The organism is Pseudomonas sp. GX19020 (assembly GCF_023371075.1).
GTDB lineage: Bacteria > Pseudomonadota > Alphaproteobacteria > Rhodobacterales > Rhodobacteraceae > Pseudogemmobacter.
In genome coordinates, this window is sequence record NZ_JAMCCR010000005.1 from 101,185 (window position 1) to 123,555 (window position 22,371).

At 63.9% G+C, this 22,371-nt stretch carries 18 protein-coding genes; 6 read left to right on the forward strand and 12 right to left on the reverse strand.

Annotation, left to right across the window (positions count from 1 at the left end; all coding sequences use genetic code 11):
- Positions 1-29 precede the first annotated feature (29 nt).
- The 4 genes from M3484_RS10920 (at position 30) to M3484_RS10935 (ending at position 7,004) form a co-directional block, all read left to right on the forward strand.
- Positions 30-1,226 (forward strand): efflux RND transporter periplasmic adaptor subunit, encoded by a 1,197-nt coding sequence (locus tag M3484_RS10920; RefSeq protein WP_249496887.1) that lies wholly within the window; start codon positions 30-32, stop codon positions 1,224-1,226.
- A 10-nt stretch (positions 1,227-1,236) separates the two neighbouring features.
- Positions 1,237-4,395 carry a multidrug efflux RND transporter permease subunit gene (locus M3484_RS10925; RefSeq protein WP_092902249.1) on the forward strand — a complete coding sequence of 1,053 codons (3,159 nt, stop codon included), beginning with the start codon at positions 1,237-1,239 and terminating at the stop codon, positions 4,393-4,395.
- A gap of 81 nt (positions 4,396-4,476) precedes the next feature.
- A complete protein-coding gene (locus M3484_RS10930; protein WP_249496888.1) occupies positions 4,477-5,850 on the forward strand; it encodes an efflux transporter outer membrane subunit in 1,374 nt (457 codons plus the stop codon).
- 113 nt (positions 5,851-5,963) lie between these two features.
- Positions 5,964-7,004: an alpha/beta hydrolase gene (locus M3484_RS10935; RefSeq protein WP_249496889.1), complete on the forward strand. Its 1,041-nt coding sequence runs from the start codon at positions 5,964-5,966 to the stop codon at positions 7,002-7,004.
- Here the strand turns inward: M3484_RS10935 and M3484_RS10940 are convergent.
- Entirely contained in the window at positions 6,989-8,269 is a 1,281-nt protein-coding gene (locus tag M3484_RS10940) for a sensor histidine kinase (protein WP_249496890.1), read from the reverse strand. The genes M3484_RS10935 and M3484_RS10940 overlap by 16 nt on opposite strands.
- Positions 8,266-8,919 carry a response regulator transcription factor gene (locus M3484_RS10945; RefSeq protein ID WP_092903058.1) on the reverse strand — a complete coding sequence of 218 codons (654 nt, stop codon included), beginning with the start codon at positions 8,917-8,919 and terminating at the stop codon, positions 8,266-8,268. Before M3484_RS10945 ends, M3484_RS10940 begins: the two co-directional genes overlap by 4 nt.
- Positions 8,920-9,116: 197 nt before the next feature.
- Between M3484_RS10945 and M3484_RS10950 the strand changes: the two genes are divergently transcribed.
- On the forward strand, positions 9,117-10,754 hold the full coding sequence (locus tag M3484_RS10950; protein ID WP_249496891.1) for a phosphoethanolamine transferase: 1,638 nt from the start codon (positions 9,117-9,119) through the stop codon (positions 10,752-10,754).
- On the opposite strand, the gene M3484_RS10955 is transcribed toward M3484_RS10950, so the two are convergent.
- From M3484_RS10955 to M3484_RS10975, 5 genes are read right to left on the reverse strand one after another with little or no spacing between them, the layout of a single operon-like run.
- Complete coding sequence (locus M3484_RS10955) at positions 10,747-11,406, reverse strand: energy-coupling factor ABC transporter ATP-binding protein (protein ID WP_249496892.1); 660 nt, start codon at positions 11,404-11,406, stop codon at positions 10,747-10,749. The two genes, M3484_RS10950 and M3484_RS10955, sit on opposite strands and share 8 nt — an antisense overlap.
- Positions 11,403-12,125, reverse strand: coding sequence for an energy-coupling factor ABC transporter ATP-binding protein (locus M3484_RS10960; protein WP_249496893.1), 723 nt, complete (start codon positions 12,123-12,125; stop codon positions 11,403-11,405). The genes M3484_RS10955 and M3484_RS10960 overlap by 4 nt, the downstream gene beginning before the upstream one ends.
- Entirely contained in the window at positions 12,116-12,868 is a 753-nt protein-coding gene (locus M3484_RS10965) for an energy-coupling factor transporter transmembrane component T (RefSeq protein ID WP_092902235.1), read from the reverse strand. The genes M3484_RS10960 and M3484_RS10965 overlap by 10 nt, the downstream gene beginning before the upstream one ends.
- Positions 12,869-12,880: 12 nt before the next feature.
- A complete protein-coding gene (locus M3484_RS10970; protein WP_249496894.1) occupies positions 12,881-13,462 on the reverse strand; it encodes an ECF transporter S component in 582 nt (193 codons plus the stop codon).
- The gene (locus M3484_RS10975) at positions 13,459-13,968 is read right to left on the reverse strand and encodes a PPC domain-containing DNA-binding protein (protein WP_249496895.1); all 510 of its coding nucleotides are present in this window, start codon (positions 13,966-13,968) and stop codon (positions 13,459-13,461) included. The genes M3484_RS10970 and M3484_RS10975 overlap by 4 nt, the downstream gene beginning before the upstream one ends.
- 255 nt (positions 13,969-14,223) lie before the next feature.
- Here M3484_RS10975 and M3484_RS10980 point away from each other — a divergent pair, with 255 nt between their 5' ends.
- A complete protein-coding gene (locus M3484_RS10980) occupies positions 14,224-15,720 on the forward strand; it encodes a leucyl aminopeptidase (RefSeq protein WP_249496896.1) in 1,497 nt (498 codons plus the stop codon).
- Between the two features lie 93 nt (positions 15,721-15,813).
- Here M3484_RS10980 and M3484_RS10985 read toward each other — a convergent pair whose 3' ends face one another.
- The 5 genes from M3484_RS10985 to M3484_RS11005 all read right to left on the reverse strand — a co-directional run bounded on the left by M3484_RS10985 (position 15,814) and on the right by M3484_RS11005 (position 22,332).
- Positions 15,814-17,646, reverse strand: coding sequence for an ABC transporter ATP-binding protein (locus M3484_RS10985; RefSeq protein WP_249496897.1), 1,833 nt, complete (start codon positions 17,644-17,646; stop codon positions 15,814-15,816).
- Positions 17,643-18,614, reverse strand: a complete 972-nt coding sequence (locus M3484_RS10990; RefSeq protein ID WP_092902225.1) for an ABC transporter permease — start codon at positions 18,612-18,614, stop codon at positions 17,643-17,645. Before M3484_RS10990 ends, M3484_RS10985 begins: the two co-directional genes overlap by 4 nt.
- Position 18,615: 1 nt before the next feature.
- The gene (locus M3484_RS10995; RefSeq protein WP_092902223.1) at positions 18,616-19,656 is read right to left on the reverse strand and encodes an ABC transporter permease; all 1,041 of its coding nucleotides are present in this window, start codon (positions 19,654-19,656) and stop codon (positions 18,616-18,618) included.
- 9 nt (positions 19,657-19,665) lie between these two features.
- Positions 19,666-21,345 carry an ABC transporter substrate-binding protein gene (locus M3484_RS11000; protein WP_216279398.1) on the reverse strand — a complete coding sequence of 560 codons (1,680 nt, stop codon included), beginning with the start codon at positions 21,343-21,345 and terminating at the stop codon, positions 19,666-19,668.
- Positions 21,346-21,423: 78 nt separating this feature from the next.
- Positions 21,424-22,332, reverse strand: a complete 909-nt coding sequence (locus M3484_RS11005; RefSeq protein ID WP_249496898.1) for a proline iminopeptidase-family hydrolase — start codon at positions 22,330-22,332, stop codon at positions 21,424-21,426.
- Positions 22,333-22,371: the final 39 nt, after the last annotated feature.

Genomic DNA, 22,371 nt, shown 5'->3' on the forward strand with positions numbered 1-22,371 from the left:
CTCCTCCTCCCTGCTTTTCAGGACACCCTATGCCCGTTTCGATTTTCCGTGCCCTGGCCATTGGCGCCGGCATTTCCCTGTTGTCGACCACGTCCCTCCTGGCGCAGGAGGGCGGCATGCCGCCCGCCTCGGTCGGTGTGGTGATGATCCAGCCCGAAAGCATCCCTGTAACGTCCGAGCTTCCGGGCCGCGTCTCGGCCACGCAGGTGGCCGATGTGCGCCCGCGTGTGGGGGGCATCATCGAGACCCGCGTGTTCGAACAGGGCAGCCTCGTGACGGCGGGAGATGTGCTGTTCCGCCTTGACAGCGCGAGCTATGAAATCGCGGTCGAAGCCGCAAAGGCCTCCGTCGCCCGCGCCGAGGCCGTGCTGGCCGAGGCCGAGGCGACCGAGCGTCGCTATGCCTCGCTTAATGAGCGCAATATCACCAGCCAGGCCGAATTCGAGACGGCGACCGCAACGCGCCTTCAGGCCGCCGCGGCACTGGCAGAAGCCAAAGCCCAGCTGCGCGCCGCCGAAATCAACCTGAGCTATACCGAGGTCAGGGCACCGATTTCGGGCCGCATCGGCCGCGCCCAGGTGACCGAAGGCGCGCTGGTTTCGGCCCAGGGCGAGGTGCTGACCACGATCCAGCAGCTCGACCCGGTCTATGCCGATATGCAGCAGCCGGTCTCTGAACTCCTGCGTCTGCGCCAGGCGCTGGATTCGGGCGAGCTGACCCAGGTCGAGCCGGGCGCCGCCCGGGTGGTTCTTCTGCTGGATGACGGCTCGCAATATGCCCATCCCGGCAAGCTTCTCTTCGCCGAAGCCTCGGTCGAGCGGTCTTCGGGCCAGGTGACGCTGCGGGCTGAATTCCCCAATCCGGACGGCATCCTTCTGCCGGGCATGTATGTTCGTGTCTCGGTCGAACAGGCCACCGAAGCGGCGGCATTCGCCATTCCGGGCCAGGCGGTGCAGCGTGATGCGTCGGGCAAGGCCATGGTCTATGTTGTGACCAAGGGCGCCGCCGAGCTGCGCACGGTCGGCCTTGGCCGGTCGGTCGGCAACCGTGTCACCGTGCATGATGGCCTGGCGGCAGGCGAAATGCTGATCGTTGACGGGTTCCAGAAAATGGGCCCCGGCGCGCCGGTTTCTCCGGTCTGCTGGGCAGATCCCTCGACCGGTGATACCCCCCCCGATGTCTGCGCAAAAGCGCTCGCTGCCCCGGCAGAAGCCGGCACGAACTGAGACCTGATCCATGGCAAAGTTTTTTATCGACAACCCGGTCCTTGCCTGGGTCATCGCGATCTTCATAACACTGGCAGGGGCGCTGTCGCTGCCGTTGCTGCCGGTGTCGCAATATCCTGATGTTGCGCCACCGCAGGTCTCGATCTCGACCCGTTTCGCAGGCGCATCGCCCGAAGATCTGTATCGGCAGGTCACCCAGCCTATCGAGGAAGAGCTGAACGGTATTCCCGGGATGCTCTATTTCCAGAGTACGTCGGAATCGACCGGGGCGGTGACCATCGACGTCACCTTCGAGGCCGGGACCGAAGTGGCCCAGGCCGTGGTCGACACGCAGAACCGTCTGCGCCGGGTCGAATCCTCCCTGCCACAGCAGGTACAGCAACAGGGCGTCCTGGTCGAAGAGGCCGGCGCGGGCTTTCTGATGATGGTGGCGCTGACCGCGACACCGGAATCGGGTCTCGATGCCGTGGCGCTTGGTGACTATATTTCGCGCAATATCGTCAATGAATTGCGCCGCGTGCCCGGCGTGGGCCGTGCCCAGGTCTTTGCGACCGAACGGGCGCTGCGCGTCTGGATCGACCCGGCGAAACTGGTGGGTCTGGATCTTTCCGTGACCGACATCACCTCGGCGATTGCCGAGCAGAATGCCCAGGTCGCGGCAGGCTCGATTGGCGCCGAACCCGCTCCCGAGGGCACCCAGGTCCAGGCAACCCTGCTGGTCACCGGCCAGCTTTCCAACCCCGAGCAATTCGGCAATATCGTGCTGCGCTCGGCCGAGGGTGGCGGTCTGGTACAGTTGAAAGACGTTGCGCGCATCGAGATCGATGCCGAGATGTATGCGTTCAAGACCTTCCTCAACGGTCAGGAAACCGCCGCAATCGGCATCCAGCTGTCTCCGACCGGCAACGCGCTGGACACCTCCTCGGGCGTGCGCGGTGTGATGGAACGCCTCGAGCCGATGTTCCCCGAGGGGATCGGCTATGAAATCCCCTATGACACGACACCCTTTGTCTCGGCCTCGATCCACAAAGTGGTGATGACGCTGCTGGAAGCCGTGGGCCTTGTCTTCGTGGTGATGTTCGTCTTCCTGCAGAATTTCCGCTATACTGTGATCCCGACCCTCGTCGTGCCGATCGCGCTTGCGGGGACGCTGGCGGTCATGCTCGCGGCAGGGTTCTCGATCAACGTGCTGACCATGTTCGCGATGATCCTTGCCATCGGCATTCTGGTCGATGACGCTATCGTGGTGGTGGAAAACGTCGAGCGGATCATGTCCGAGGAGGGGCTCTCGCCGAAAGAGGCCTCGAAAAAGGCGATGGGGCAGATTTCCGGCGCGATTGTCGGGATCACGCTGGCGCTGATGGCGGTGTTCATTCCGCTCGCCTTCTTCCCGGGCTCGGTCGGCATCATCTATCAGCAATTCTCGCTGACCATGGTGGTCTCGATCGCGTTCTCGGCCTTCCTTGCGCTTTCGCTGACACCGGCGCTTTGTGCGACCTTCCTCAAGCCGATCCCGAAAGGGCACGGCCATGCGAAACGCGGCCTCTTTGGCTGGTTCAACCGCAATTTCGACCGCGCCACCAAGGGCTATACCGGCGCGGTTGGCGGGCTGACGCGGCGCGCGGGGCGGATGATGATCATCTATGTCGCCCTGGTGGCAGGCCTTGGCTGGTTCTATGTCAAAATCCCGTCGGCCTTCCTGCCGGATGAGGATCAGGGCTTCCTGATCGCCAACCTCCAGGCCCCGCCCGGCGCCACCACCTACCGTCTGCGCGAAGTCACCAAACAGGCCGAAGGCTTTGCCCTTGGCATGGACGGCGTCGATTCCATCGTGGTGATCCAGGGTTATTCCTTCTTCGGTCAGGGGCCGAATTCGGGCCTAGCCTTCGTGACGCTGAAAGACTGGGCCCAACGCACCACGCCGGAACTCTCGGCGCCGGGCCTTGCGGGTCAGCTTTCGGGAATGCTGTTCTCGATCCGCGATTCCATTGCCTTCGCGCTGTCGCCGCCCCCGATCCAGGGGCTGGGGACAAGCTCGGGCTTTGCCTTCCGTCTGCAGGACCGCGCCAATATGGGCAATGCGGCATTGCAGGCTGCGGCGAACCAGATCCTTGCCGGCGCGGCCGACAGTCCGATCCTTGGCCAGATGTATGTCGAGGGTCTGCCCGCCGGCCCGCAGCTGAGCCTGCGTGTCGACCGCGAAAAAGCCAATGCTTTCGGCGTGACATTTGGCGAGATCAACCGCACCATCTCGGTCGCGCTTGGGTCGGGCTATGTGAACGACTTCCCGAATGACGGCAAAATGCAGCGCGTCATGGTCCAGGCCGAAGCGTCGAGCCGGATGAACATCGAAGACGTGATGAAGATCAACGTCCGCAATGTGCAGGGTGGCATGGTGCCGCTGTCATCCTTTGCCACCGCCGAATGGGGCTACGGCCCGACGCAGATCGTCGGCTATAACGGCTACCCCGCGCTGAGGATCAATGGCGAGGCGGCACCGGGCTATTCGTCAGGCGAGGCCATCGCCGAGATGGAGCGTCTTGCCGGCGAGCTTCCCACCGGTTTCGCCTATGAATGGACCGGTCAGTCGAAGCAGGAGATCGAAAGCGGCAGCCAGGCGCCCATGCTGATCGGTCTGTCGATCCTCTTCGTCTTCCTCTGCCTTGCCGGTCTTTACGGCAGCTGGTCGATCCCGCTCTCGGTCATGCTGATCGTGCCAATGGGCGCTATCGGCTCGGTCGCGGCGGTGATGTGGGCGGGACTGTCGAATGACGTCTTCTTCACCGTGGGCCTTATTACCATTGTCGGGCTCTCGGCCAAGAACGCCATTCTGATCGTCGAGGTCGCCAAAGACCTGATCGCCGAAGGTCAGGAGCTGATGGCGGCCACGGTCGAGGCCTGCCGTCTGCGCTTCCGCCCGATCCTGATGACTTCGCTTGCCTTCACCATGGGCGTGGTGCCTATGGCGGTGGCGACCGGCCCTTCAGCGGCCAGCCAGAATGCCATCGGGATCAATGTGGTCGGTGGTATGATCGCGGCCACGGTCCTCGGTGTACTCTTCGCGCCGGTCTTCTTTGTCTTCGTGATGAAACTCTTCGGGACGCATAAGCGTCTCAAAAAAACGGGTTCCGCCAGTGACGCCCAAGGATCTGTCCATCCGGCGGAATAACCCTGACGGGGGCATGGCAGAGCATGCCCCCGTCACTTTCTTTGCTTCCCTCTCCGGCCCCATAACAAAAAGACCGCATCCATGAGCAGCACCCAATTCCGGCCCCGTCTCGGGCGTTACCTTACGATCCTGCCGCTGACACTGGCGCTTTCGGCCTGTGTCACGACGGAATATACCGCGCCGAGCGCAGATACCGCCGCCACTTTCGCAACCAGTGCCCCTGCCCGCAGCGCAAATGGCGCGTGGTGGCTCAGCTTCCAGGACAAGACCATGGACGGGCTGGTCACCACGGCACTGGCGCGCAACCTCTCGATCCATGAGGCGGTTGCAGCGATTGACGAGGCGGGGGCCGGCGTGGCCGCCGCCCGCGCCGCCGCTCTGCCGCAGGCCAGTGCCGGCGCCGGCGCGACGCGGGGCGACAGCCAGGGATCCGGCGCGATCACGGAAAGCACCTCCGCGACGCTTTCGACCTCGTGGATGTTCGACATTTTCGGCGGCAACCGCTCGGCCCGCGCCGCGGCAATTGCCGAACTCGAAGCCTCTAAGCTTTCCGAAGAGGCCGCGCGCCGTGCCGTCACCGCCGCCGTGGCCACGACCTATATCGACCTGCGCTACTATCAGCAAAGCATCGCTTTGACCCGGCAAAGCATCAGCAGCCGGCGCGAGACGCTGCGCCTGACCCAGGACATGCTGGAAGTCGGCCAGGCCAGCCGCCTTGATGTGCTCCAGGCCGAACAGGCCGTGGCCCAGGCCGAAGCGAGCCTGCCCGTCCTGGAGACCGGTTTCGATCAGGCGGTGAACCGGCTTGCGACGCTGACGGCCTCGCGCACTGCCGTTCTGCGCCCGCAGCTGCAAAAAGGCGGCGCGCAGCCCTCCGCGCGTTCGAACCCCTCGGTCGGCTTGCCGGCAGACGTGATCCGCGCCCGTCCCGATGTGCAGATCGCCGAGCGCGGTCTTGCTGCCGCCGTCGCGCGGATCGGTGTGGCCGAGGCAGAATTCTGGCCTTCGGTCAGCCTTTCGGGATCAATCCGCCCGATGAATGTCAGGGGCGGCGGCAACCCGACCTCCTGGTCCTTCGGACCTGCGATCAACCTGCCGATCTTCACCGGCGGCGCCAACCGGGCCAATCTGAAAGCCGCAGAATCGCGGGCGGTCCAGGCCCATATCCGCTGGCAGGCCGAGGTGCTCGACGCGGTGGAAGAGGTCGAGAACGGCCTTTCCGCCTGGCGGCGCGGCGGCACCAACGTGGCGGCACAGCGCAAACTGGTCTCGACCGCGCAGGAAACCGTGACACTGGCCCGCGATGCCTGGCAGGCGGGGCAGACCGATTTCTTCACCGTGCTGGATGCCGAACGCACCGCGCTTTCCGCGCGCACCGCACTGGCGGGCGCCGTGCGGGATCAGGCGGCGGCCTATGTTGCGGTCTCGATCGCGGCTGCCGCTCCGATGAAGTGAGACGGGATCCGGGTTTTCATACAGCTGTAACCGGGGTTATGGTTTCATAACCCCGGTTACAGCCCGCATTTCCGGCCTGCACCGGCCCCTGATGACCAGCGGAGTGCCCCTCAATGCGCCCTGCCCTGATCCTTGTGCTCGTGCTGGCGGTGCTGGCCTGTGCCCCGCGCCCCGGGCCAGACGTGCTGTTGCCCGTGGCTGACGGAACGGTGCCCGACGCCACGACCAAACGCGTCTGGATGGTCACCACCCGCGCCCGCGACCCGGTCAGTGCCTGGAGTTTCGGATCAGGCCGCGCGCCGTCACCTGACTATGGCTATTTCGACATCTCGGTGCCACCCGACCATAAGCCCGGCGCGATTGAATGGCCGAAAGGGCGCCCCGATCCCGCGACTGATTTCGTCACGCTCGGCCAGGTCAGCCTGGCCCCCCGCGCCTTTCTGCAGGATCTGGGCCATGAGCAGACCGGCGTCTATGTCCATGGTTTCAATACGTCATTCCAGGAGGCGCTTTATCGCCTCGCGCAGCTCTCGGCGGATGCGCATGTCCCCGGCAATCCGGTCCTGTTCTCCTGGCCGTCTCAGGCCCATGTCGCGGGCTATATCGCAGATCGTGACGGGGCGGATTACTCGCGCTCGGCTCTGGCGGGCCTCCTCTCGGATCTGAGCCGGGGGCGCAAAACCGCAGAACCGGTGATGGTGCTTGGCCATTCCATGGGCGGACGCCTGACGATGGAGGCGTTGCGGCAGCTGAAGCTTGAAGGCCGCAGCGATGTGCTTGACCGGCTGGAGGTAATCCTGGCTGCCCCCGATATCGATCTGGATATGTTTCGCGAACAGATGGCCGTGATCGGGCAATTGAAGCATCCTCTGACGGTGCTGGTCTCATCCGATGACAAGGCACTGGCCTTTTCCGCCCGCCTGGCGGCACGGCGCGAGCGGCTCGGAACGGTCGATGTCAAGGATCCCGCGATCCGGGAACTGGCGCGGCGGATGGGGATCCGTATCATTGATATCACCGATCTGCCCAGCGATGACCCGGCCCATAGCCGCTATGTCAGCCTTTTGTCCGGAGCCGGGGAAAACGCGGTGACCAATGTGTTCCAGGGGCTGCGCCAGGCCGGGGCCTATGCCCTGGATCAGCTGGGGCTCTGATCGCCCGGCCCTGCCGCAGGGAGGCTGGCCCCGGGCAGCGAGATTTCAACCCGCGCCATGCCATCCGCGATCCGGCGGGTGATTTTCGCCCCCATGGCCGAAGCCAGTTCGGCACTGATGGTCAGACCCAGCCCGGTTCCGGTCGATCCCGGCCGTTTGGCAAAAGCCTGATCATGGAACTCGGTGCCACTGGTCGGATTCTCGATCAGCACCTCAGCTCCGGCGCCGGGCGCTTCGCGGATCCGCAGCAAGACCTGGCCGCTGCCATGCTCCACCGCATTCTCGATCAGATTGCGCAACAGGATCGCAAGTGCATCGGGGTCGGCGGCAACCTGAACCTCTTCAAGATCGCCATCATCGAACCGGATCTGCGCCCCCCCGGTTTCGCGCAGCAAAAGCCGGGTAATCCGGATCAGGTCCGCCGGTCCGCGCCCGAGCCCCAGACCCGCCTCGGATCGCGAGAGCTGCAAGAGCCGCTCCACCCGTCGCGTCAGCGCATCAAGCATCGGCAGCGTCGCGCGGGCATCGGCATCCTGCGACAGATCAAGCCGGGCGCGGATCGCGGCGACCGGCGTGCGCAATTCATGCGAGGCATTGGCGATGAAGGCGCGTTCGGCGTCGCGCAGCGCACTGACGCGCGCAATATACTGGTTCAGCCCATGGGCCAGCGGATGCAGTTCATCAGGCAGCCCGGCCTCGGGCACCGGCGAAAGATCGGCGGGCGGGCGGCCTGCAATCCCCGCAGTCAGATCTTCCAGCGGTGCAAACCCCTTTGCCAGGCTCTGGCGCAGCCCCCAGACCAGCAGAAGCACCATCGGCAGGATCAGCACCAGAAAGGCCGAGGCCGCCTCGAACATTTCCTCGCGCCGCCATGCCTCATTATGGGCGACCTCGATCACGGCGTTTTCCGCCGTGACCCGCAAGACCCGCCAGCCATTCGCATTATGGAAACCATCGCTGGCAAGTACGGGCCAGGGCTCTGTCGGCACCGGATCACCCGCCCGCAGGATGCGCAGCACCCGCTCGCCATTTCCGGGATCGATGCCGATATTGCGGGGGATCACCTGACCGGGGCTGGCCTCGATGTAAAGCACCGTGGTTTCCGCCATGGCCTGGAGCTCTTCATCCAGCATCTCGTTGATTTCATGATCCAGAAACAGCGTCGCCAGCGCGATCGCGCCCAGCCAGGCCAAAAGCACAAGCCACAGCACGCGCCGGGTCAGACGGCGACGGATCGACCAGGATCTGCGGCTTTCACCGCTCATGTCAGCACATATCCAAGGCCGCGCCGGGTCTCGATCATCCCGGCACCGATCTTTTGCCTGAGCCGCGAGATATAGACCTCGACCGCATTGCCCTCGATGGTCGCGTCGAAATTATAGAGCGCCTCTTCCAGCGCGGATTTCCCCAGCACCCGCCCCCGCGCGCCCAGAAGCGCGTCAAACAGCGCCCATTCGCGCGAGGTCAGGCGGATCTCGTCAGCCCCGCGCCAGAGCCGTGCTGCCGCGCGGTCGACCTCGATCCCGCCGATCTGCAACCGGGTTTCCGGCAGGAACTGGCCGCGTCGCGCATGGGCGCGGATGCGTGCCGACAGCTCGGCCAGATCAAAGGGTTTAACGACATAATCATCGGCACCGGCATCAAGCCCCGCGATGCGGTCGCTGATCTGATCGAGCGCGGTCGCGATGATCACCGGCGTCCGGTCCCCCGCCCTGCGGCGCTCGCGCAGGACCGAGAGGCCAGAGCCATCGGGCAGGCCCAGATCGAGGATCACGCAGGCATAATCCCCGACCGCCATCGCGGCCAGCGCGCCCGCAGCATCAGACGCATGATCAACCGCATGGCCCGCAGCGCTCAGATGACGCAGCACGGAACCGGCGAGATCAGGGGAATCCTCGACAAGAAGCAGGCGCATAAAGGCTGCATAGCCTGCGGTTGCGACTGAGGCGAGGAAATTGCGGCGGCCCGGACCGTCTGGGCAGAAAAACAGCCAGGCAGGCATCGCTGCAAGCCTGGCGCAAGGTTCAGAGGCGACAAGCCAGGGATAAATGGTCCGCAAGCGGCCAGTTTTCATCCCGACCCGGTCCAGGCCGGCGCAAGAAAGACAGGCATATGTCGCTTTTTGAACCCCTCCGGCGTCTTCCGCGCCCTGTTATCCCGCATCTCGTGCTGAACGTCGCGGTGGCCTCCTTTGTGATGCTGGCGCTCAATCACGGGTTCTGGACGCGGCTGCTCGCGGAATTCCCCGCCTCGCCCGGCCGGGTGGCGATGTTCGGCTTCGGTGTCTGGGCGCTGACGCTGCTGACCCTTGAATTGCTCGGCCCGGGGCGGCTGCAAAAGCCGGTGGCAGCGGTGCTGATCCTCCTCGCCGCCACAGCAAGCTATTACGAGCGCAATTTCGGCGTGCTGATCGACCGCGAGATGGTGCGCAATATCTTTGAGACCACGGTGACGGAATCGCGCCATCTGATCACGCTGCGGATGGTCGCCGGGATCTTTGTGACCGGCGTTCTGCCGGCGGCGCTGGTCTTCTGGCCGCGTGTCAGCCGGGTCAGGCTGGTGCATCAGCTCTGGCGCTGGCCTCTGGGCGTGGCGCTGAGTTTTGCGCTGATGACCGGCGCCTTGTTCAGCCATTACAAGGATTACTCGGCCATGCTGCGTGAACGCCATGATCTGATGGGGTCCTATCAGCCCGGCGCCAGCCTGACCGCCGGCATTCGCTATGCCCGCGAGCAGTGGAAGACCGCTGACCCCACCGCCGCGCCTTATGGCCGGGATGCCAAACCTGGCGAGGCGCTGGCGCGCGCAGACAAGCCCGTCTTGCTGGTCGTCTTTGTCGGAGAGACCGCGCGGGCACAGAATTTCGGCCTGAACGGCTATGCGCGCAATACCACACCGGATCTCGCAAAGCGCGATGTGATCGCCTTTACCGATGCCTCTTCCTGCGGCACATCAACCGCCGTGTCGGTGCCCTGCATGTTCTCGGGTCTCGGCAAGGCCAGCTACAGCCGCGAGGGCGCACTTGGCCGCGAGAACCTGATGGATATCCTCGGACATGCCGGGATCACCCCGCTCTGGGTCGACAATAATACCGGCGATCAGAATGTGGCCAGCCGTACCGGCTGGGCGCGGGTCGATGCCAGCCTTGCGCCGGAAGCCTGCGCGGTCGAATGCACGGATGAGGCGCTTTTGCCGGCGATCCGTGACCGGCTGGCAAAGATCGACCGCGATACGGTGCTGGTACTGCATATGATCGGCAGCCATGGTCCTGCCTATTACCTGCGCTACGGGCCGGAGCGCGCGGGTTTTGCCCCCGCCTGCGAAAGCGCGCAATTCTCGGATTGCACCGCAGAAGAAATCGTCAACGCCTATGACAATTCGATCCTCGAGACCGATCACGTTCTGGCCAGCACCATCGACATGCTTGCCGCAGCTCAGAATGTGATCCCGGCCATGGTGTTTATGTCGGACCATGGTGAATCACTGGGAGAAAACGGCCTCTACCTGCATGCCGCCCCCTCGTTCATGGCGCCCGCCGAACAGACGAAAGTGCCCTTCGTCCTCTGGCTGGATCCGCGCTTCTCAAGCGCGATGGGGCTCGATGCCACCTGCCTCGCGCAGGAGGCGACGCAGCCGGTCAGCCATGATAACTTCTTTCATACCGTGCTGGGTCTGATGGATGTCAGAACCTCGGCCCGTGACGCCCCGCTGGATCTGACCACACCCTGCCGCAACCCCGGGCTTATGTGAGGCGGATGCCCTCATCGCCGAAGACCAGTTCGGCCCCGGCAATGGCCTCCGCGAAATCGCGGTCATGGGTCACGGCGAGGATGGTCGTGCCCTGCGCCGCCTCCGCGCCGATCAGCCTTATCACCTTTTGCCGGTTGATCCGGTCCAGCCCGCGCTGGATCTCATCAAGCAGCAAAAGGCGCGGCCCATGCGCGATGGCCGAAGCCAGCGCGACCAGGCGTTTCTCGCCGGCGTCAAGGTCAAGCGGATGCTGCGCCGCGAGATCCGCAATCCCGAGCCGTTCCAGCGCCTGAGCGGCCAGCGCGGCGGGGTCGGGAAGGTCGAGGTTGCGGGCAGTCAGCGCCACCTCGTCCTGAACTTTCGTGCGCAGAAAATGGCGGTCCGAGGATTGCGCGACCATGCCCACAACCCGGGCGAGATCGCGGGCTTCCGGCCCTGCCGGATCAACGCCTGCGACCGAGATCCTGCCCGCAAGCGGCTTTTCCAGCCCCGCGAAAAGCCGCAAGAGGCTGCTTTTGCCGCGGCCGTTGGGGCCAAGCACCGCCACCACCGCTCCCGGGGCAAATCGCAGCGAAAGCCGCTCAAAAAGCCGGGCCTGGCCGGGATAGCCGAAGCTCAGATCGTCTGCGACCACCGTGTCTTCGCGCGTCATGCCGGTTGTCCCGCCAGAAAAATACGCTCGGGCAGCGGCGTTGCGAACAGCGACTCTGTCGTCAGCGGGCCGCTCACCTCACCCTGATCCAGCAGCAAATGGTGATCCACCAGCCCCGCCATCCAGGACTGCCAGCCGATATCGAGGAATATCACCGCCATTTCCCAGGGCAGGCTGCGCAGATGCCCCGCCAGGGCGTCGCGGCTTTCGGCATCCAGATCGGTCATCGGCTCGTCCAGGATCAGCAGGCGCGGCCGCATCGCAAGCGCACCGGCCAGCGCCGCGCGCTGTGTTTCCCCCCCCGAGAGCCGACGGCAATCGCGCTCTGCGAGATGGGTCAGGTTCAGGAAATGCAGGGCTTCTGCCGTGCGCGCGCGGATCTCGGCCACCGGCAGGCCAAGATTTTCCGGCCCGAATGCCACTTCTTCACGCAGGCTGTAGCCGCGCCCGCTGAGCTGCAGATGCGGCCGCTGCCCCACGACCTGCACGAGCCGCGCATGATCCGCACGCGACATCGAATGCAGCGCCTCGCCCTGCCAGTCGAGCCTGCCCTCTGTTTTAAGGAACCCCGCAAGGCCCCGCGCCAGCGTGGTCTTACCCATGCCGTTCCCGGCCAGGATCGAGAGCCGCTCGCCCGGCGCCAGGGTGAAAGACACCCCGCCGAACAAAGGCGATTTTCCTGGCCATGAGAAAGAGAGATCCTGCGCAATCAACGCCATAGCAGCAAAAGCCCCAGTTGCAGCAGCGCAAGCGCCAAAAGGCCCCGGCGCAGCCAGATCTCGCGCGCTGTGTCTTCGACCGGGTCGATCAGCCCGCGCTTCGGGCTGGCGCGAAAGCCGCGCATCTCCAGCGCCTCTGCCCGGACAGGAGCTTCGGTGATCAGCCCGCGCACCAGCGGATTAACCATGCCAACCAGCATCCGGAACCGCTCGCGCAGGGGGCCGCGCGCCGAGAGGCCGCGCATCTGCAGACTGTCGCGGATCTGCCGGGCCTCCTGGCCGACGCTTTCCACCAGCGACAGCGGCGCCGTCAGCAGATAGGAGACCGAGGGCCTGACCCCTGCCCCGTCCAGCGCCCGCGCCAGATCTGAAGGGCGGGTGGTCATCACGAAAATCAGGCTTACCGACAGCAAAAGCGCGAGCCGCGAAAAGACCAGCAGCGCATAGCGCAGCCCTTCGGGGTAGCAGGCAAAGGGGCCGCATATGCCGGGCGGACCCCGCGCGATCAGGAACCCATGCACGAGGCCAAGCGCGAGCCCGACCGGCAACATCAGCACCAGCAGCCGCAGCCCCAGAACACGGCCAAAACCAAGCCCGGCCCCCCCTGCCAGCGCAAGACACAGCGCCCCCAGCAGCACCGGCGCCGGCCAGAGCGGCAGCATCGCTGCCACCACCGCCAGCACCGCGAGCCGCGTCAGAGGGCTGGCGCGCCGCCAGGAATTATCAGGGCCGGGCCTGTACATGGCAAAAGCCGCTCAGGCCCGGCTATGGGCAAGGAAGGGCCAGTCCGAAGTCGCGCGCCCGGGCAGGCCACGCACGATCCCCCAGACCAGTACCGCCGTCAGCACCTTGTCGGCGATATTCCAGCCCAGAACGGTCGTCAGCACCGAGGGGAACAGATCCTGTCCCAGCTTGAGCAGATAAGCGGTCAGGAAATCGGCGCCAGAGCCGGTGACACCGCCGAAGAGGTAGATCCGGATCGGCACGGCGACAAAAGCAAGCGCGACGGTGATGACGACGCCGGAAAGTGCCGCCTGCCAGATTTCACGGAAAAAGCCTGCACGTGCCAGGAGGCCGGCCACCACACCGATCACCAGCGCGACCGGGGCAAAGAAGGCGACCGTCGGCCCCTGGATCAGCCCCCAGAGCAGATTGGTCAGAAGCCCCGTCAGCCCGCCAATCACCGGCCCGGCCAGCACGGCCGCCAGCACGGTCCCGATCGAGTCGAGGAAGATCGGCAGTTTCAGAAACGAGGCCGTCTGGCCAAGCGCGATGTTCAGCGCGATGCCGATGGCGGCGAGCACAAGGTTGCGGGTGGAGAAAAGTCCGGATGTCATTGGGATTGCTCCTCGGGGTTGGGGCGGTGCGCATGGGGCCCGTCGGTCGCGGGGTGAATGACGAGTTCGTCATAACCGGACAGGGCGCAGGGTTCGCGGGTGAAAACCAGGTCATCAAGCAGAAGGACGGTGATCTCGGCGGTGGTATAGACCGCCGACTCCGCCAGCAGATGGCCGCCATAAGCGCGGCCCTCACCATCGGTTATGGTCAGATGCAGATGCTCGCCATCGGGGTCGATGGTTCCGGTCAGCGAGGTGATCTCGAAATGCCCCTCGTAAAGCGTGCCGCCGGGTGTGTTCGCATGGCGGATCAGCACCCGGGTCAGACTGCCGACGCAGGTGACAACCGAAATTGCGGGGGCGCCGCTGTGGCGCTGAAAGGCGTGCAGCGCCGCGATGAGATCTGCCCCGGGCGGCAGGCGGAACACGCCAAAGCGGCCCCGCGAGATCCCGGATGTGTAAGGGAAATCAGCGGCAGATGCCGGCCGTGAAGAATGACTGGTCAAAATCGCTCCTGAAGATGCCTGCTGCGGTCCGGCCGGCGTGATATCGATATTCCGGGCCTTGCCCTGATAAGGCGGGTATGCGGCCTTACGGCTGTGATGCTGATCGAAGATAACAAATCTGTCAATTCTTCTAACATTCTGCAATTCAACAGGAATATTCTATGGACGGGGCTTGTGGCAGCAGTTGTGACCCATTGCATTGCGGCGCCCGGGGGCTAGTATCGCGCCGATATGATCAAATAACAGGATCGGCCTATGTCTATCAGTCTCGCGCTGGCTCAGCCCGGCAGCAGTGAACCGTCGCAACATGACGGGGTGATTGTGCTTTTGCGCAATGGCAAGGGTGCTCAGGGCCCGAAAGCGGCCGCGCTCGATGCCGCGACCGGCGGGGCGATCAGCCGGGCGGCGCTGGCGCCGCGCTTTACCGGCAAGGCCGGGGACTGCATTGACCTTCTGGCGCCGCAGGGGCTGAAAGCGCGCCGGGTGGTGGTGCTGGATCTCGGGCCGGCCGCGGAGCTTACGGGGCTGGTCGCCAGCCGCGCGGGCTCGGCGCTTGCGAAACATCTCGAGACCGAGGCAGAGACCGCAGCGCTGATGCTGTTTGAAACGGCACCCGCTGCCCTGGACGATGCCGGGGTTCTGGCGCAGATCCTGCTGGGGATGCGGCTTCGGAATTACCGCTTTGAACTGATGGCAAAGACGGAAAAGCCCTTTGATCTGGCGCTGACAGTCGAGGCCGCGGACAGCCCTGCGCTGAACCGCAGTACGGCTCAGGCCGAAGGCGTGTGTCTGGCCCGCAGCCTGGTGAATTACCCGGCGAGCCATCTGAACCCGGACAATTTCGCCGATTTCCTTGGCCCGCTGCGCGAGGCCGGGATCGGGGTTGAAGTGCTGGAACAGGCCGATCTGGAGCGGCTTGGCATGGGCGCGGTGCTGGCGGTCGGCAATGGTTCAGCCCGCCCGCCACGGGTGATCGTGCTGACCTGGGCGGGCGCGGAAGGGCAGCCGCTCGCGCTGGTGGGCAAGGGCATGTGTTTTGATGCGGGCGGGCTTTGCATCAAAACCGGGCCGCAGATGTTCTCCATGAAAGGCGATATGGGCGGGGCGGCGGCCGTGATAGGCACGATGCTGGCGCTGGCGCGGCAGAAGGCGGCGGTGCATGTGGTTGGCGTGCTGGGCGTGGCCGAGAATATGCTCTCGGGCACGTCTTACAAACCGGGCGATGTGGTCACTACCATGTCGGGCCGCACGGTCGAGGTGTTTGACACCGATTGCGAAGGGCGGATGGTGCTGGCCGATGTGCTGCATTACACCGCGACCCGGTTCAGCCCGACGGCCATCGTCGATCTCGCGACGCTCACCTATTCGGTGATGCGCGGGCTTGGGCATGTCTTTGCCGGGCTTTTTGCCACCCATGACGCATTGGCCGATCCGCTGCTGGCCGCCGGCGAGGCGGTGGGCGAGCGGTTCTGGCGGCTGCCTCTTGACCCGGCCTATGATGAGAGCCTCGTCTCACCGATTGCAGATCTGCGCCAGCATGGCCGTGATCTGGAGGATGGCGATGCGCCGGTCGCGGCTGCCTTCCTGAAGCATTTCGCGGAAGGCGTGCCCTATGTCCATCTCGACATCGCCGGCAAAGAGCTGATCGACGAAGACCGTCTGCATGCCCGTGCCGGCGGGGCCGGGTTCGGGGTGCAATTGCTGGAGGAATGGATTTCTTCCGGCGCGGCAGCGCGGTTCACTTCTGGCTGAGCTTAAGCCAGACATCCGGAGGGGTTTTGCACCCCTCCGGACCTTTGCCAGAGAGTATTGCCGTCAGCAAGAAGGGCCTGCCGGGCCGGCTTTTCAGGCCTCGATCATCACCAGATGGCCCGGTGAGACCTCTTCATAGCGCCGCTCTGGTGGTTTGAACCCAAGCGGGCGGATCGGGGTCTTCAGCTCTTTGACCTGCTGGTTGCGGCGCAGATGGCGGCGCGCCGGGTCCGGCACCGTGACCGCACCGATCAGCTGCCGGGTATAGGCGTGGCGCGGGCGTTCCATGATCTCGGCGCGGGGACCGATTTCGACGATTTCCCCCATATACATCACCGCGATCCGGTGGCTGACCCGTTCGACCACGGCAATGTCATGGCTGATGAACAGGAAAGCGATGCCAAGACGGTCCTGGATATCAAGCAGCAGGTTCACCACCTGGGCCTTGACCGACACATCCAGCGCCGAGACGGATTCATCCGCGATGATCAGTTTCGGATCAAGCATCAGCGCCCGGGCGATACAGACGCGCTGGCGCTGGCCGCCCGAGAATTCATGTGGGTAGCGTTCCAGCATGGCGCGGGTCAGGCCGACCTGTTCCATAAGGGTTGCGGCTTTGGCGCGCCCTTCGGCGGCGGTGCCCATCCGATGTTCGGTGAAGGGTTCGACCAGCGCATCGCCCACTGTCATACGTGGGTTCATGCTTGCCAGCGGATCCTGTGGGATCATCTGGATCTCGCGCCGTTTCAGCCGCATTGCCTCGGGGCGCAGCGCGAACAGCTCATCCCCGCCCATCTTCACCGATCCGGTGGAGCGGTTGTTCAACCGGATGATCGACTTGCCGGTCGTCGATTTGCCGCATCCGGATTCCCCGACCAGCGACAGCGTCTCGCCCGGAAAGATGCGGAACGAGACGTTTTCCACCGCATGGACCTGGGCCACACGGCGGTTGAACAACCCGCCGCGCACATCAAACCGGGTGACAAGATCCTGGACATCGAGGATCGGCGCCCGCATGTCAGGGCTGCTTTGCAATGGCAGCGCCGCACCGGCGACACCACTGGCCATATCGACCAGCGGGAAGCGCAGGGGCGCGGGCGCACCCGCCATGCTGCCCAGGACCGGAACCGAGGCAAGCAGCGCCTTTGTATAGGGCTCGCGCGGGGTGGCGAAGATCTCGGCCGTCGGCCCCTGTTCGACCGAACGGCCGCGCAGCATGACGACGGTGCGGTCTGCCATCTCGGCCACCACCCCCATATCATGGGTGATGAACAGCATCGCCATACCATATTCGGCCTGGAGATCCTTCAACAGGTCAAGGATCTCGCCCTGCACCGTCACATCCAGCGCCGTGGTCGGCTCATCCGCGATCAGGAGTTTCGGGCGCGAGGCCAGCGCCATCGCGATCATCACGCGCTGCCGCATACCGCCGGAAAACGCATGCGGATAGTCATCCATCCGCCGCGCCGCATTGGGGATGCGGACCCGTTCAAGGAGCGCAATCGCCTGTTTGCGGGCCTCGGCCTTTGGCATCGGGTGATGCGAGGTCAAAGCTTCGGTGATCTGGTCGCCCACCCGGTAGATCGGGTGCAGCGAGGTCATCGGTTCCTGGAAGATCATCGCCGCCGCCTGGCCGCGAATATGGCGGATCATCCCCGCCTCATCCAGTTTCAGCACGTCATGACCGGCCAGGCTGATCTCGCCTTCGATGCGCGAGGTTGCCGGGTCCAGGAGGCCCATGACCGAAAGCGAGGTCACGCTTTTGCCGGATCCGGATTCGCCGACCAGCGCCACGGTCTCGCCGGGGCTGATATCGAAGGAAAGGCCCTCGATCACCCGGTTCCAGCTTTTGCGGGCGCCGAGGAATGAGACCGAAAGGTCGCGGATCGACAGGATCGGCGCGGGGGTTTCAGGGGTCACGGTCATGCGCGGCGCATCCTCGGGTCGATCAGCAGGCAAAGGAGGTCGACCACCGCATTGGCCACCACCACGAAGAAAGAGGCGTAAAGCACGGTCGCCATGATCATCGGCAGATCAAGCACCTTCAGCGCCTGATAGGTCAGCCGCCCGACACCATTGATGCCAAAGACCACCTCGGTCAGAACAGCCGCACCCCCGACCAGCACACCGAAATCCATGCCGAACATGATCACGATCGGGATGATCGCGGAACGGGTCGCATGTTTCAGCAGCACCTTGCGCCCGGTGAGCCCCTTGGCGCGGGCAGTGCGGATGAAATCCTCCTGATAGGTCTCGATGATGCCGGTCCTGAGCATCCGGCCATAAAGCCCGATATACAGGAAGGCGAGCGTGAGCCAGGGGAAGACCATTGACCGGAACCACAGGCCCGGGTCCTGCGAGAACGGCGTATAGCCAAGCGCCGGCACCCAGGAAAATGCCCAAGTGTCATGCAGCCGGTTTTGTGTGACCAGATTGACCATCTCGCCGACCCAGAAGACCGGCATGGCAACCGCCATCATCGAGATCCCCATCAGGATCTTGTCCGGCCAGCGCCCCCGGAAGGCTGCCGCCGTGATCCCCGTCAGGATACCGCCGAGCATCCACAGGATGGCCGCGCCCGAAACCAGCGACAGCGTTGCAGGTGCGGCCGCCATCACTGTCGGCACGATCTTCTGGCCCCGGTTGGCAAAAGAGGTCAGGTCCCGGGTGATGAAAAGCTTCTCCATCATCAGGCCGTATTGAACGTAAAGCGGGCGGTCGAGGCCGAAGTCTTTGCGCACCGCCTCGATGGTTTCCTGCGCGGCATTGCGGCCCGCGATACGGGCGGCAGGGTCAGAGGCGGGGGTTGCGAAGAAGATCAGGAAGGTGATGACGGAGATCCCGAACATCACCACGACCATGCGCAGGAGCCGCTTGAGAATGGCTGCGATCATCTCAGCGCCCCCTTGCCGATTTCGGGTCGAGCACGTCCCGGAGCACATCCCCGAAGAGGTTCAGAAGAAGCACAGTGACCATGATCGCAAAGCCCGGCGCCAGCGAGACCCAGGGGCGCGAATACAAAAGCGTCTGCCCGTCCTGGAGGATCGTCCCCCAGCTGGCATTCGGCGGCTGCACCCCCACGGACAGGAAGGACAGCGAGCTTTCGGTCACGATGTTCAGCGCCATCAGCATCGGCGCGAATACAATCAGCGTCGTCGAGACATTGGGGAGGATATGGCGCAGCAGGATCTTCCAGCGGCGGATGCCGAGGCCACGCGCCGCCATGATGAATTCGGACTGGTTGATCGCCATGACGCGGCCGCGAATAGGGCGGGCGACATAGGGCACATAGACGAGGCCAATGATCAGGATGGGCACGATCAGACTGCCCGAGGATATCTCGAACGGCCCGAGCGCGAAACTTTTGCCGATCATCACGATGGAAAGCGAGATCGCCAGCAGATAGACCGGAAAGGCCCAGATCATATCGATCAGGTTCGACAGAACGCCGTCAACCACGCCGCCCGAATAGCCGGCGGCAATGCCTATAATGGCGGCGAAGAACAGGCAGATCAGTGTCGAGGCACCGGCGATCAGCAGCGAATTGCGGCCACCGTAAAGCATCCTCGCCGCAACATCGCGACCCTGACCATCGGCGCCCAGCATATATTGCGGCCCCCAGGTCGGCCCAATGGGCGTGACGCCAAGGCCAAGGCCCTCGGTGGATTGTTGCATCACAGGCGTGGGCTTGCCGTCGATCTTGATCTTTGCAGACAGGCCCGAACGGAACGGATCCGTCCCCGAAACATGTTTCGCATAGACCGGCGCGAGCAGCGTCGCGACCACGATCAGCATCAGGAGCCCCGCGGAAATCATGGCGGTCGGGCTGGCGATCAGCCCCTGGAAGACCCGCTTCCAGGGACCGCGCCTTGCGCCCGTCTCCTCCCCGGCGGATGCCGCCGGGGAAAGAGCGTGACTGTCGGTTTCAGGCAACATCGCGAAAGGTCACTGAACCCAGGCGGTGCCGACCAGCCAATGGAACTGGCTGGTGAACTCGTAATTGCCAACGCGGCTCGAGATCAGGTCGACATCTTTCGGGGTGAACATCGGGATCGCCGGAGCGAGCTTCATGAAGTCATAGTCGATATCGCCCCACTCCTTCAGAGCGGCCTCGTGATCGGTCGAACCAAGCGCCATCGCCGCTTTCATACGGTCATCAAGGCCCTTGTCGCAGATCCCCGACATATTGACCGAGCTGTCCGAACCCGGCGTAAAGCTGTCACAGCCAAAGAGAACATTCAGGAAGTTCGAGGGCGCCGGGTAATCCTGATACCATTGCGTCACCGAGATCTGAACGTTGTTATTGGTGTTCTGGATATAGGTGAACTGGATATCGCCCGAGATCGACTGCACGGTGGCGTCATAGCCAAGGTCGGTCAGCACGGTCTGCAGATAGGTGCCAACACCGCGCGAGGTAACGGAATCGTCGGTCACCACGGTGACTTTCTGACCCTTGGTGCCCGAGGCCTCGACCAGCTCAAGCGCCTTGTCCATATCGGGGGCCGACCAGAATTCGCCCGGATCGGCGGTATAGTCACAGCGGTCGACATGGCCGGGCATATCCGGCGGGAGGATGGTGCAGACGGGGGTCGCCAGTGCCGGGCCGCCGAAAATCGAGACCAGCGCATCGCGGTCAACGGCGTAGTTGATCGCCTGACGGGCTTCGAGGCTGTTGAATGGCGCAATATTGACGTTCAGCGGCGCATACCACCAGGCCACCAGCGGCGAGACGCGCAGCTGATCGGGATGCGACACGCTGAGTTCCGCCAGACGGTCGGTCGGGACCGGCTCATACATGAAATCGGCCTGACCGTTCAGGATCGCGTTGACCGCAGCCTCTTCGGTGCCGCCGAACGTATATTCGATCCGGTCAACATAGCCTTTGGGCTGGGCCTCTTTGCTCCATTCCTGGAAATGCGGATTGCGCACCATGATCAGCGAGGCGTTCGGGTCATAGCTTTCGAACGCATAGGAACCGGTGCCGGGGATCGGCTCATTGCCGGCATCTTTCATGATCGTGTCGGCGGGCACGATCGAGGCATGCGGCACGGCGATCTTGTAGAGGAACTCGGCATCCGGGGCGACGAGGTTGATGGTGATGGTGTTGGTCGCGGCATCCCCGATCACGCCGCCTTCCAGCGTACAGGTCGCAGCCTCGGCCAGACATTTATCGGCGCCGACGATGCCATTATAGAAGCTGCCCGAGGTCGGGCTTGAAACCTTGAAGATACGCTGGAACGAGGCCACGACGTCTTCGACCGTCAGATCCTTGCCATTCGAGAATTTGATCCCCTGGCGCAGCTTGAACGTGTAGGTCTTGCCGTCATTCGACAGCACCGGCATGTCCTCGGCCAGATCCGGCACCACTTCGGCGCTTTCCGGCCCGTTGACCTTTTTGAACGCCATCAGACCATCATGGGTCCAGATGAACAGCGGCCAGTAGCGCGCGGTATAGTTGATCATCGGGTCAAGGGTGCCCTCGGACGAAACGCCGAGAAGCTTGAGCGTGCCACCGTAATGGCTCTCATCGGCGAAAGCCGGCATCGCAGCGCCAAGCGCCAGCGCCGCCGTGCCACACAAAATCCGTCCGCGCATCCGCGACATCAGAGACAGCGATTCACTCATGGTACGAGACTCCCTCGGGGTGAGATGGCGGTCATTGCCGCCGTGATGGACCGGCCTTGAGGCCAGAGTTTAACAGGTTCAGCGGGCGGCGTCGCATTCGGTAAGGAAGGCAGCGACCAGAGTTATACAGGCGTCGAATTCCTCGACATGCGGCATATGGCTCGCATTCGGGAAGATATGCCAGCGGGTATCGGGAATATTCTCGGCGAAGGGTTGAATCGTCGCCGGGGTGGCCTCGTCATATGCCCCGGAAATGAGAAGCACCGGCACGGTGATCCTGTGGACCCGGTCGCTGACATCCCAGTCTTTCAGGGTGCCGGTGATGTGGAATTCGTTCGGGCCGATCATCAGATTATAGACATGCGCATCTGCCTCCATCGCGCGATTGGTGCGCTGCACCTCATCAGGCGCGGGGTCGAGACGACAGACATGGCGGGCGTTGAAGGCTTTTGTCGCCCGGGCATAATCAGGGTGATCGGTGGTGCCTGCGGCCTCATGCAGGTCAAGAACCGCCCGGATATCAGCCGGCAGATCCGCACGCAGCCGGGCGGTCTCGCTGATCCAAATGGGCATCGAGGCCGGGCTGTCGGCAAGGATCAGCGACACAAGGCCAGGGGGCTGCGTCACGCCAAATTCGGCCCCCAGCATCCCGCCCCAGGACTGACCAAGCAGGTGATAGCGCGAAAGCCCGAGATGGACGATCAGGTTCCTCAGTTCATCCAGGAACAGATCGACCGTCCAGAAATCGGCGCCTTTTTCCGGCAGCCGCGTCGAATTGCCATTGCCGATCTGGTCATAATGGATGACCGCGCGCCCGGTTTCGGCGATCGCTGCAAAACTTTCGACATAATCCCAGGTACAGCCCGGCCCACCATGCGCCACGATCAGCGGCGGCAGGCCTGACCCAAGGTCACCGGCGATGCGATACCAGGTTTTATAGGACCCGAAAGCAGCGAAGCCTTCGGTGATTTTTGCGCTTGTATACATGCCAGTTCCCCTCCGGTTATCCCGGAAAATCCCCTTCAG